Raw genomic sequence first — 12,841 nt, forward strand, 5'->3', positions numbered from 1 at the left:
TGACGATGCGCCGTCTGGTCCTTGCCGCTCTCGTCGCGGCGCCCGTCTTTGCCCAGCCCACCGTTGGCCCGTTGACGCCGCCCGTTCGTGAGGCGCTCGCCGAGGAGGTGGAGGTCGGCCTCCGCCACGTCCTCGACGCGTGGTACCCGCGCGCAGTTGACCGCTCGCAGGGCGGGTTCTTGAGCGCGTTCGACTGGCGCTGGCGGCCCGTCGGCGGGCAGGAGAAGATGATCGTGACCCAGGCGCGCCACGTCTGGACGACGGCCCAGGCCGCGATGTGGACGAACGACGAGGCCTACGCCGAGATGAGCCGCCACGGCGTCGCCTTCCTCCGCGACGAGATGTGGGACGCCGAGCACGGCGGGTTCTACTGGCTCGTCACGCGCGACGGCACGCCGGTCCCGGAAGCCGACGGTCGGCTCGTGAAGCAGGCCTACGGCGTCGCGTTCGGGATCTACGGGCTCGCTGCCGCCTACGCCGCGACGGGCGACGCCGAGGCGCTGGCGCTCGCGCAGGATGCGTTCCGCTGGCTGGATGACCACGCCCACGACTCCGAGCACGGCGGCTACTTTAACTACCTCACACGCGAGGGCGAGCCGCTCCGCGAGGGGCTGGGGCGGACGCCGCCGAAGGACCAGAACTCGTCGATCCACATCCTCGAGGCCTTGACCGAGCTCTACCACGTCTGGCCCGACGACACGCTCCGCCAGCGGATCGAGGAGATGCTGCTCCTCATCCGCGACACGATCACCGTCGACCCCGGCACACTCACGCTGTTCTCGACGCCCGACTGGACGCCGATCTCGTACCGCGACTCGACGGCGGCCGTCCGCGAGGCGAACGGGTACTACGACCACGTCTCGTTCGGGCACGACGTGGAGACGGCCTACCTCATGCTCGAAGCGGCCGAGGCCATCGACCTCGACCCGGAGCCGACGCTCCGCGCGGGCCAGCGGATGCTCGACCACAGCCTCGCGACCGGCTGGGACACACGCAACGGCGGGTTCATGGAGGCCGGCTACTATTTCGCCGACGGCGAGCCGCTCGTCGTGGTCGACTCGACCAAGAACTGGTGGGCGCAGGCCGAGGGGCTCAATACGCTCCTCCTCATGGGCGACCTCGTGCCGGCCGAGCGGGCCCGCTACCACGACCGCTTCCTCCAGATGTGGGGCCTCATCCAGGGCTTCCTCGTCGACCACGCGCACGGCGGCTGGTACCGCGGCACGCTCGACCGACAGCCGGAGCTGCGGACGGCCGACAAGGGGGGCATCTGGAAAGCCGCGTATCACGACGCCCGCGCCCTCATGAACGTCGCCCGCCGCCTCCGGAGTGGGTCCGCCTCGGCCGTCCCGGCGGCCGACCCGCGGATCCGCGTCATGGGCCGCCACCGCGCCGAGGCGGGCGGGGCCGTGGACTTCGGCGCGGCCGGCGTCACGTTCGGCATCCGCTTCCGCGGGACGCGCCTCGCCGCCCGCCTCGACGACGCGTTCCGCGACGGCGGCCACAACTGGTTCACCGTCGTGGTCGATGGGGGAGAGCCGGTCCGGTTCCGGACGCGGCCGGGGCAGCACGACTACACGCTCGCCTCCGGCCTCGACGACGGCGAGCACACGCTCTGGCTGAGCAAGGCGACGGAGGGCCAGAACGGCCCCAACCGGCTCATTTCGTTCGAGGGCGCGGAGATCCTCCCGGCCGACCCGCTGCCGGAGCGCCGCATCGAGTTCATCGGCGACTCCATCACGGCCGGCTACGGCGTCGACCCCGAGCCCGTCGCGTGCGGCGCCGGCACGTGGTACGACCCGACGCACGCGTGGCAGGCCTACGGCCCGCGTCTCGCCCGCCGCCTCGGCGCGCAGTGGATGCTCAGCGCCGTCTCCGGCATGGGGATGCACCGCAACTGGAACTCGCTCACGCCGGTGATGCCGGACGTTTACGACGGGCTGTATCTGGAGTACGCGACCGACAACCCGGCGTGGGACGTAGACCAGTACCGCCCCGACCTCGTCGTCGTCGCGCTCGGCACGAACGATTTTTCCGCCGGTGACGGCGAGACGCCGCGGCCCGCGCTCGACGGCGAGGCGTTCGTGAGCGACTACGTCGGGTTCGTCGAGCGCGTCCGCCAGCAGAATGCGGAGGCGCCGATCCTGCTCCTCAACAGCCCCGTCTTCGAGGGCGAGCAGCGCGAGCTTCTGGCGGAGTCCCTCCGCGAGGTGGCCGCCCGCCGCGCCGCGGCCGGTGACGACGCGATCTCGACGTTCTCGTTCGTGGGCCGTTACGTCGACGGCTGCGACGGGCACCCGGGGAAGGCCGGCCAGCAGGCCATGGCCGACGAGTTGGAGCCGGTCCTCCGCACGCTCACCGGCTGGTAGCCCCGCCTCGGGGCACCGGCGGGCCTACCCGATCACGCCCGGCCGCTTGAACGCGGCGCCGACGCCCGTCTCGTCGGCCTCGGGCTCGGCCGAGTCGGCGCGGCGGAGGACGGTCCGCTGGAGCGGGGCGAAGGCGTGGTAGAGCGGGAGGGAGGCCACGCCGAGCGCGCCGGCGTCGGCGCCGGCCGTGGCCAGCTGGAGGTCGGGCGCGTCGAGGCCGCCCGGGACCACGGCGTCACCGAGGTGGACGCGGGCGCGCTCCAGCAGGTCGCTCAGGAGCCGGTCCGGCCAGCGCCCACCGACGAACGTGGCCTCGGGGTCGAGGATCGCGCGGACCGTGAACAGGAGGCCCGCCAGCTCTTCGGCCACTTCCTCGAACCACGCCTCGAACGCCGGCTCGCCGGTCTCGTGGAGCGCGAGGAGGTCGTCGGGCGTCGCGGCCTCCACGCCGGCCTCGGCGAGGCGCTCGTAAAGGGCGCCGAGGTTGAACAGCTCGCCGACATGGGTCGGGCCGCCTGCCCGGCGCCCGCGGCGCGGCGAGAGGTAGCCGATCTCGCCCGCGTTGCCCGTGTGGCCGTCGAACGGGGCGCCCTGGACCATCAGCCCTCCGCCGAGGCCGCTGCCCAGGTACACGTAGAAGAACGCCGAGAGGTGGCGGCCCGCGCCGTACCAGTGCTCGCCGAGCGCGGCCGCCGTCGCGTTGTTCTCGATAAAGACCGGGAGCCCGAGCCGCTCGTGGAGCCGCTGCGCGATGGGCTCGTCGTGCCAGTCCGGGAAAGCGATGGGGCTCACGAGGTAGGTCCCGTCCGGCCCCGGCCGCATCGGCCCCGGGATCCCCACGCCGACGCCCCACACGCGGTCCATCTCGAGCCCGAGCTCGGCCGCGAGGGCCCCGGTCGCCTCGACGCACAGGTCGAGCGCGGCCGCCGGCGACGCCAGCGACACCTCGTGGTGGACGCGGGCGCGGACGGCGCCCGAGAGGTCCACCAGGACCGCCGTGAAGTGATCCGTGTCGAGGTCGAGCCCGACGGCGAACGCGGCGTCCGGGTTGACCTCGAGCTGGATCGGCGGCGCCCCGCGCCCGCCCGTCGCCCGCGCCGTCTCGACCACGAGGCCAGCGTCGACGAGCTGGCGGACGAGGTTCGAGATCGTCTGCGCCGTGAGGTCCGTCCGCCGCGCCACGTCGGCCCGCGAGATCGGGGCGTAGAGGCGGATCGTCTCGTGGACGATCTGGAGGTTGTGACGCTTGGCGTGGGAGAGGTTGGTACCGGTGAGCATCGCGTCCGTGGCTGGCCGAACGTACGACGGCCGCCCGGAGGCGGTCCGGAGTCGAAATAATCAATCGTTTTGATTTACTGAGGCCGACGGGCTAGTTTCACGGAAGCGCTTCCCTCCCGCGGATGTCCCTCCACCCCATCGACCTCGCCATCATCGCCGCCTACATCGTGGCGACGGTGGGGATCGGCTTCTGGATCTCGCGCAAGGCGTCGAAGAGCATCCAGAACTATTTCCTCGGCGGCAACGAGATCCCGTGGTACGCCCTCGGCCTGTCGAACGCCTCGGGCATGTTCGACATCTCGGGCACGATGTGGCTGGTGTACCTCCTCTTCGTCTATGGGATGAAGAGCGTCTGGGTGCCCTGGCTGTGGCCCGTCTTCAACCAGATCTTCCTGATGGTCTACCTGTCGGTCTGGCTGCGGCGGTCGGGCGTGATGACGGGGGCCGAGTGGATCCGCTTCCGGTTCGGCGACACGCGCGGGGCCAAGCTGTCGCATCTCGTGGTGGTGCTCTTCGCGCTCATCAACGTCGTCGGGTTCCTGGCCTACGGCTTCATCGGGATCGGCCAGTTCGCGGCGGCCTTCCTCCCGTTCCAGCTCTCGCCCGACCCCGTCTGGAACGCGAACCTCTGGGGCCTCGCCATCACGGCCATCGCCACGCTGTATGTGGTCAAGGGCGGGATGTTCAGCGTCGTGTTCACGGAGGTCCTTCAGTTCGCCATCATGACGGTGGCGTGTTTCTGGGTGGCCGTCATCGCGATGCAGCAGGTGTCGCCCGACACGCTGGCGGCCGCCACGCCCGACGGGTGGTCCAACATCTGGTTCGGCTGGACCCTCGACCTCGACTGGGGCGCGCTCCTGCCGTCCGCCAACGAGAAGATCGCGGCCGACGGCTACACGCTGTTCGGGGCCTTCTTCATGATGATGCTGTTCAAGGGCGTGCTCTCCAGCATGGCGGGCCCGGCTCCGAACTACGACATGCAGCGGGTCCTCTCGGCGCGGACGCCGAAGGACGCGGCGAAGATGAGCGGCCTCGTGAGCCTCGTGCTCATGGTCCCGCGTTACATGCTCATCACGGGGCTGACGGTCCTCGCCCTCGTGTTCTTCCGCGACGAGCTGGGCGCGATGGGCTCCGACGTCAACTTCGAGCTGATCCTGCCCTTCACGCTCCGGGAGTTCATCCCGACCGGGCTCCTGGGCCTGCTCATCGCCGCGCTCCTGGCCGCGTTCATGAGCACGTACGCCGCGACGGTCAACGCCGCGCCGGCCTACATCGTCAACGACGTCTACAAGCGCTACATCAACCCCGACGCGCCGGAGAAGCGGTACGTCTGGATGAGCTACCTCGTCTCGATCGTCGTCGTGGTCATTGGGACGGCGTTCGGGTTCGTGGCCCAGAACCTCAACGAGATCGTCCAGTGGCTGGTGGGCGCGCTCTACGGCGGGTACGCGGCGTCGAACCTGCTCAAGTGGCACTGGTGGCGGTTCAACGCCTACGGCTACTTCTGGGGGATGCTGGCCGGCATCATCGCCGCGGGCATCGCGAGCCCCGTGATGGGCCTCCTCGGGCTCGACTTCGGCGCGGCGACCCCGCTCTATGCGTTCCCTCTCATCCTCGGGCTCTCGCTCGTCGGGTGCGTCGCGGGCAGCCTGCTCACCGAGGCGGACCCCCCCGAGGTACTGAAGGACTTCTACCTGAAGGTCCGCCCCTGGGGGTTCTGGAAGCCGGTCCACGACGCCGTCGTGGCCGAGCACCCAGAGATCGAGGCCAACGGCCACTTCCGGCGCGACGCGGTCAACGTGCTCGTCGGGATCGTGTGGCAGACGGGGCTCGTCGCGATCGGCATCCTCATCGTGATCGAGGACTGGACGGCCCTCGCGATCGCCGTCGGCGTGGTGCTGGCGACGAGCGCGTTCCTCAAGGTCAACTGGTACGACACCCTCGAGGACTACCCGGAGCAGCCCGACCTCGGCACGGCCGTGGCCGGGGGCACCCCCGGCGCGGCGTCCGGCGACGCCAGCCGCCCACCCGTCGACGTCCCCGTCCCCGCCTAGCCATGCGCCGCTTCCCGGAGGACTTCGTGTGGGGCGCCGCCACGTCCGCCTACCAGATCGAGGGCGCGTGGGACGCCGACGGCAAGGGGCCGTCGGTGTGGGACGCCTTCGCCCACACGCCCGGCCGGATCGCCAACGGCCACACCGGCGACGTCGCCTGCGACCACTACACGCGCTTCCGCGAGGACGTCGCGCTCATGGCCGACCTCGGCCTCAAAGCGTACCGGTTCTCGATCTCGTGGCCGCGCGTCCAGCCAACCGGCACCGGCGCCGCGAACGAGGCCGGCCTCCGGTTCTACTCCGACCTCGTCGACGCGCTCCTGGAGGCCGGCATCACGCCGTGGGTCACGCTCCACCACTGGGACCTCCCGCTCGCGCTCCAGGAAGAGCACGGCGGCTGGCTCAGCCCGCGCATGGCCGACGCCTTCGCCGACTACGCGCGGATCTGCTTCGACGCGCTCGGCGACCGTGTCCGCCACTGGATCACGCTCAACGAGCCGTGGGTGACGGCCGTCATCGGCTACGGTGAGGGCACGTTCGCGCCGGGCCTCGCCTCGGCCGACGGGCCGTACCGCGCGGGGCACGAGATGCTCCGCGCCCACGGCGCCGCCGCCGAGGTCTACCGTCGCGAGTTCCAGGCCGACCAGGGCGGCGTGATCGGGATGGCCAACAACTGCGACTGGCGCGAGCCCGCCTCGGGCGCCCCGGCCGACCGGGCCGCCGCCCAGCGCGCGCTCGAGTTCTACCTCGGCTGGTTCGCCGACCCGCTCTACCACGGCGACTATCCCGCCTCGATGCGCGAGCGCCTCGGCGGCCGCCTCCCGACGTTCTCAGACGAGGACCGGGCCCGGCTCCGCGGCTCGGCCGACTTTTTCGGGCTCAACCACTACACCACCCACCTCGTCGCCCACGCCGACGGCGGCGGGCCGGTCTACGACGGCGCCAACGTGGGCTGGGCCGAGGACCAAGACGTCGCCGTCTCGGTCGACCCCGACTGGCCGACGACGGCGATGGGCTGGCCCGTCGTGCCCGACGGCTGCCGCCAACTGTTGGGGTGGATCGACGACCGCTACGGCCGGCCGCCGGTCGTGCTCACCGAGAACGGCTGCGCCTACGACGCCGAGGTCGTGGATGGGGCCGTCGAGGACGCCCGGCGGATCGACTACCACGCCGGCTACCTGGCCGCCTGCCACGACGCCATCGCCGACGGCGCCGACCTCCGCGGCTACTTCCTCTGGTCGCTCCTCGACAACTTCGAGTGGGCCTCGGGCTACGACAAGCGGTTCGGGCTCCACCACGTCGACTTCGCCACGGGTACGCGGACGCCGAAGGCCTCGGCGCGCTGGTACCGCGACGTGATCGCCCGAGGCGGGCTGACCGACGACGCGGCGGCCGGCGACGGCGCGGCGGCTCCGGCTCTCGCCTCTCTCCCCGCCGGCGCCGACGCGCCGGCCCGACTGCGCTCCCCCCGATGACCCCAGACTCCCACGGCAATGGCGCGTCCGTCGCCCTCGACGCGCCGGCCGCTCGGCTGACGGCGCTCCGCGACGCGCACGAGGCGCTCGTCGAACGCCCCAACACGCCCGAGCCTCTCGGAAACGGGATCTACACCCGCTACCGGTACCCCGTCCTCACCGGCGACCACGCGCCGCTCGAGTGGCGCTACGACCTCGACCCGTCGACGAACCCGTTCATGATGGAGCGGCTGGGCGTCAACGCCGCGTTCAACGCGGGGGCGATCCGGCTCGACGGCCGGTACCTCGTCGTGGCGCGCATGGAGGGCGTCGACCGGAAGTCGTTCTTCGCCGTCGCCGAGAGCCCGACGGGCGTCGACCGGTTCCGGTTCTGGGACGAGCCGCTCGTGATGCCGGAGACCGACGAGCCCGACACGAACGTCTACGACATGCGGCTCACGGCGCACGAGGACGGCTGGATCTACGGCCTCTTCTGCACCGAGCGGCCCGACCCGGAGGCCCACGCCCAGGGCGACCTCTCGGCCGCCATCGCCCAGTGCGGCATCGCGCGGACGACGGACCTCCGGTCGTGGGAGCGCCTTCCCGACCTCGTGACGCCGAACCCGCAGCAACGCAACGTGGTGCTCCACCCCGAGTTCGTCGACGGCCAGTACGGGCTGTACACGCGGCCGCAGGACGGCTTCATCTCGGCCGGCTCGGGTGGCGGGATCGGCTGGGGCACGTCGCCGACGATGGACGGCGCGCGCGTCGAGCGAGAGGACGTGGTTGACCCGCGCGTGTACCACTCGGTGAAGGAGGTCAAGAACGGGCAGGGCCCGCCGCCGATCAAGACGGAGGCCGGGTGGCTCCACCTCGCGCATGGCGTCCGGGGCACCGCCGCGGGCCTCCGCTACGTGACGTACCTCTTCCTGACGGCGCTCGACAAGCCGTGGCGCGTGACGCACGCCCCGGGCGGCCACCTCATCGAGCCGCAGGGCGAGGAGCGCGTCGGCGACGTGTCGAACGTGACGTTCGCGAACGGCTGGGTCGCGGACGACGACGGGCGGGTGTTCGTCTACTACGCCTCGTCCGACACGCGCCTCCACGTCGCCACGAGCACCGTCGACCGGCTCGTCGACTACGCGCTCCACACGCCCCCGGACAGCCTCCGCTCGGCCGCCGCCGTCGACCAGCGGCTCGCGCTCATCCGCAAGAACCGCGCGTTCCTCGACCGCTGATGGAAGACCTTGCCGACCTCGCCGAGGAGGCCCGCGCCGAACTCGTGGACCACATCCTCCCGTTCTGGGCCGAGCGGACGCTCGACGACGAGCACGGCGGGTTCGTCGGTCGGATCGACGGCCACGGCCGGCGCGTGCCCGAGGCGGCCAAGGGCAGCGTCCTCAACGCGCGCATCCTGTGGACCTTCGCCGCGGCGTGCCGCGCTCTCGGCACCGACCGCTGGTGCGCCGAGGCCGACCGCGCCTGCGACGCCCTCCGGACCCACTTCGCCGACCCCGAGCACGGCGGCGTCTACTGGACCGTCGCGCCGGACGGGACGCCGGTCGACGACAAGAAGCAGGTGTACGCGCAGGCCTTCACGATCTACGCCCTCGCCGAGCACGTCCGCCAGCGCGGCGACGGCGAGGCCCTGGCGTGGGCGCAGGACCTCTACCGGCTCCTCGAAGACCGCGCCGTCGACCCGGAGCACGGCGGCTACATCGAGGCGTTCTCGTGCGACTGGGGCCCGGCCGCCGACCTCCGCCTGAGCGAGAAGGACGCCGACGCGCCGAAGTCGATGAACACGCACCTCCACGTGCTGGAGGCCTACACGACCCTCTACCGCGTCTGGCCCGACGCCGGCGTGGCCGGCCGACTCCGAGCGCTCGTCGAGACCTTCCTCGACCACATCGTCGATCCCGAGACCGGCCACCTCGGTCTGTTCTTCGGCATGGACTGGACGCCGCTCTCGGCCGACGTCTCGTTCGGCCACGACGTGGAGGCGAGTTGGCTGCTGGACGAGGCCGCGGCCGTCCTCGATGATGCCGGCCTCGCGGCCCGGGTCCGGCCCGTCGCCCTCCGCCTCGCGCGGCTCGCGCGGGAGGAGGGCCTCGACGCCGACGGCGGCCTGTTCAACGAGCGTGGGTCGGACGGGCGCCTCGACACCGACAAGCACTGGTGGCCGCAGGCCGAGGCCGTCGTCGGCTTCCTCAACGCCTACGAGCGCACGGACGACGATTCCTTCGCGGAGGCCGCCCACCGGACCTGGGCCTTCATCCAGCGCGCCATCGTCGACCGCGACGGCGGGGAGTGGTTCTTCCGCGTCGACCGGGAGGGCGTGCCGTACCGCGAGGAGGACACGGTCGGGCCCTGGAAGTGCCCGTACCACAACGCCCGCGCCTGCCTCGAGATCATGGAGCGGGCGGGGGCCCCCGTCCCGCCCTGAGCCGGTTCGGACCGGCGTCCGGTCGAGGCGAAAGGGGACGACGCGAAGGCCTTCCGCTTCCGGGCGCAGGTCACAAAGGAGTCCACCCCCGCCCACAGGGCAGGAAAGGAGCCTCACGCGGAGGCTTGGGCCCGGGAATCGTCGGAAGCGCTTGCAATAATCAAATTGATTGATATACTATCCGTGAAGCCGGACCGGGCCTTTCGCCCACCGGCCCCGCTGCTCTCCGACGCTCTCTCCGCATGATCCCGCGCACCGCCCGCCTGGGCCTCCTCGCGCTGGCGGCCCTCGTCGCCGCCCCGACCCTCGCGACCCCGAGTCCGGCCGCTGGCCGGATCGTGGGCACCGTGACCGATGCCCAGTCCGGCGAGGCGCTGATCGGGGCGAGCGCCCGGATCGTGGGCACCTCGATCGGCGCCGCGGCCGACATCGACGGGCGGTTCACGATCCCAAACGCGCCGTCCGGCCCCCAACAGCTCATCGTGTCGTACGTCGGCTACGTCAGCGACACGCTCGCCGTCGACGTGCCGGACGGCGGGACGGTCGAGGTCGAGGCCGAGCTGAGCTTCCTCACGCTGGAGGGCGTCGAGGTCACGGCCCAGGTGGCCGGCCAGCTCTCGGCCATCAACGAGCAGTTCCGGAGCGCGACCGTCGGCAACGTGGTGTCGAGCGACCGGATCCAGGAGCTCCCGGACAACAACGCGGCCGAGTCGATCGGGCGCCTTCCCGGCGTGGCCATCCAGCGCTCCGGCGGTGAGGCCAACAAGGTGGCCATCCGCGGGCTCTCGCCGAAGTACAACACGGTGACCGTCAACGGCGTCCGCCTGCCGAGCACGGGCGAGGGCGACCGGTCCGTCGACCTCTCGCTCATCTCGTCGAACACGCTCGCCGGGATCGAGGTCCGGAAGGCCATCACGCCCGACATGGACGGCGACGCGATCGGCGGCTCGGTCGACCTCCGGCTCCGCGACGCGCCCTCAGGCTTGAGCATGGATGTTCTCGGCCAGGGCGGTTACACGGGCCTCCAGGACGCCTACGGCAACTACAAGTTCGTGGGGACCGTCAGCAACCGGTTCTGGGGCGACCGGATCGGGGCCATCGCCACGGTCAACACCGACGAGTACGACCGGAGCGCCGACAAGGTGAGCCTCGGCTACGGCCGGTCGTCCGACGCCGAGACCGGGACCGACCTCGTCTACGTCAGCAGCGTGGACACGCGCGAGGAGAACGTCACGCGCGGGCGGACTGGCGGGAGCCTCCTCCTCGACTACACCGTGCCGGCCGGGCGCGTCACGGCCAACGCGTTCTACAACGAGCTGCGCAGCGACGGCTTCTTCCGGCTCCAGAACGCGACCGAGAACAACCTGAACTACTCGGTCCAGGACGTGGCCGGGACCACCTCGATCCTGACGAGCGCCCTCGGCGTCGAGCAGGACTTCGGGTGGCTCCGCTACGACGTGACCGGCTCGCTCACGCGGTCGCGCTCCGACAGCCCCGAGAACATCGGGTTCACGTTCACCGACGACGGGTCAGGCTTCCAGGGCGGCGCCCCGGACCGCTACGGCGTCCCGGCCCTCGACGTCGGCCCGCTCATCCGCGTCGACTCGACGATCACGCTGTCGCAGGTCTACGTCGACGACACGCACCTCGACGACGACCAGTCGGCGCTCCAGGCCAACCTCCAGGTCCCGTTCCGCCTCGGCGAGTGGGTCACGGGCTTCGTCAAGACGGGCGGGAAGCTCCGCTGGCTCGACCGGGTCTTCGACAACAACCGGCGGGCCCGCGGCAACATCCAGTACCCTGACGCCGACCTCTTCCAGTGCCTCGAGGAGTCGGTCCCCGCCCTCGCCGAGTCGTTCGACGGCGGCTCGCTCCCGATCACGGCCGTCCTCTCGGACTACCGGCGAGACGAGTTCCTTGACGGCGACTTCGGGTTCGGCCTCGTGCCGGACTACGACATGCTCCTGACGGTCCTCGACGGGCTCGAGAGCGACCGGTGCTCGCCGAACGCGCGGGGCACCCAGGACGAGTACGCCAACGAGATCTTCCCCGACCAGCTCGACTCGGCCGGCCGCGACTACGACGGCGTCGAGCGGTACCAGGCCGGCTACGTCATGGCGCGGCTCGACCTCGGGTCCTACGTCACGCTCATTCCGGGCGTCCGCTACGAGGGGGACTACGCGCGGTACAACGGCCAGGTCTTCCGCGAGGTCACGGGCGCCACGCCGGGCGTGCCGCCGCCGGCCCTCGACCGGATCGAGGTCGAGCGCGAGAACGGGTTCTGGCTCCCCATGGTCCACCTCGACGTCCGCCCCGTCGACTGGGTGTCGCTCCGGCTGGCGCGGACCGAGACGATCACGCGGCCCGACTTCAGCCAGTACGCGCCGATCTCGTCGATCGACGTGTTCAACTTCCAGATCACGGCGGCCAACTCGAACATCCGCCCGTCGCAGGCGACGAACTACGACGCCTCGCTCCAGATCGCCCGCGGCAACCTCGGGCTCGTCGGGGTCTCCGGGTTCTACAAGGAGATCGACGACCTCATCTTCGTGGTCCGGTACCCGAGCGTCATCCCAGACCAGCTCCCGCCGGACCTCCTCGAGGGCACGAACATCCCGGAAGCGTGGTACTCGGGCACGGCGAACCCCCGGCTTCAGACGGTCGCCAACAACCCGAACCCGGTCACCTTCTACGGCTACGAGTTCGAATGGCAGACCAACTTCTCGTACCTGCCGGGGGCGCTGCGCGGGCTCGTCCTGAACCTCAACTACACCCGGTCCTTCTCGGAGGCGACGTACACGTTCGTCCGCCGCGAGGTGGAGCGGACGTGTGAGGGCCGCCTCTGCTCCGACGTCGTGACGTTCATCGACTCGTCGCGCGTGGGCCGGATGCCGGACCAGGCCGCGCACCTCGCCAACGTCACGCTGGGGTACGACTACAAGGGCTTCTCGACGCGGCTCTCGTACCTCTTCCAGAGCAACACGGCCTCCTACGTCGACCCGACGAACCGGCTTTTCGACACGTTCGTCGGCGACTACTCCCGGTTCGACCTCTCGGTCCGGCAGCAGCTCCCGCGTGGGCTCGAGGTGTTCGCCAACCTGAACAACCTCAACAACCGGCCGGACCAGATCTACACCAACCAGGACACGGCGGCCGAGGGGTACCTGTTCAACCAGGACTCGCTCAGCTACCGCGAGCTCTACGGGTTCACCGTCGACGTCGGCGCCCGCGTCCGCCTCTGAT

Annotated in this window: 7 protein-coding genes; 6 read left to right on the forward strand and 1 reads right to left on the reverse strand. The window is 71.0% G+C overall.

What is annotated here, in order from left to right:
* The first annotated feature begins 5 nt into the window (after window positions 1-5).
* The gene (locus BSZ37_RS05815) at window positions 6-2,369 is read left to right on the forward strand and encodes an AGE family epimerase/isomerase (RefSeq protein ID WP_095509638.1); all 2,364 of its coding nucleotides are present in this window, start codon (window positions 6-8) and stop codon (window positions 2,367-2,369) included.
* Between the two features lie 24 nt (window positions 2,370-2,393).
* Here the strand turns inward: BSZ37_RS05815 and BSZ37_RS05820 are convergent, their stop codons facing one another.
* A complete protein-coding gene (locus tag BSZ37_RS05820) occupies window positions 2,394-3,647 on the reverse strand; it encodes an ROK family transcriptional regulator (protein ID WP_095509639.1) in 1,254 nt (417 codons plus the stop codon).
* Between the two features lie 122 nt (window positions 3,648-3,769).
* Between BSZ37_RS05820 and BSZ37_RS05825 the strand changes: the two genes are divergently transcribed.
* From BSZ37_RS05825 to BSZ37_RS05845, 5 genes are all read left to right on the forward strand, one after another.
* Window positions 3,770-5,701 (forward strand): sodium:solute symporter family protein, encoded by a 1,932-nt coding sequence (locus BSZ37_RS05825; protein WP_095509640.1) that lies wholly within the window; start codon window positions 3,770-3,772, stop codon window positions 5,699-5,701.
* A gap of 2 nt (window positions 5,702-5,703) precedes the next feature.
* Entirely contained in the window at window positions 5,704-7,176 is a 1,473-nt protein-coding gene (locus BSZ37_RS05830; RefSeq protein ID WP_095509641.1) for a GH1 family beta-glucosidase, read from the forward strand.
* Window positions 7,173-8,393 carry a glycoside hydrolase family 130 protein gene (locus tag BSZ37_RS05835; RefSeq protein ID WP_095509642.1) on the forward strand — a complete coding sequence of 407 codons (1,221 nt, stop codon included), beginning with the start codon at window positions 7,173-7,175 and terminating at the stop codon, window positions 8,391-8,393. Before BSZ37_RS05830 ends, BSZ37_RS05835 begins: the two co-directional genes overlap by 4 nt.
* Window positions 8,393-9,598, forward strand: coding sequence for an AGE family epimerase/isomerase (locus BSZ37_RS05840; protein ID WP_095509643.1), 1,206 nt, complete (start codon window positions 8,393-8,395; stop codon window positions 9,596-9,598). The genes BSZ37_RS05835 and BSZ37_RS05840 overlap by 1 nt, the downstream gene beginning before the upstream one ends.
* A 242-nt stretch (window positions 9,599-9,840) precedes the next feature.
* Window positions 9,841-12,840 (forward strand): TonB-dependent receptor, encoded by a 3,000-nt coding sequence (locus BSZ37_RS05845; protein WP_095509644.1) that lies wholly within the window; start codon window positions 9,841-9,843, stop codon window positions 12,838-12,840.
* Window position 12,841 lies beyond the last annotated feature (1 nt).

Source organism: Rubrivirga marina (assembly GCF_002283365.1).
In the GTDB taxonomy this organism is placed as follows: domain Bacteria; phylum Bacteroidota; class Rhodothermia; order Rhodothermales; family Rubricoccaceae; genus Rubrivirga; species Rubrivirga marina.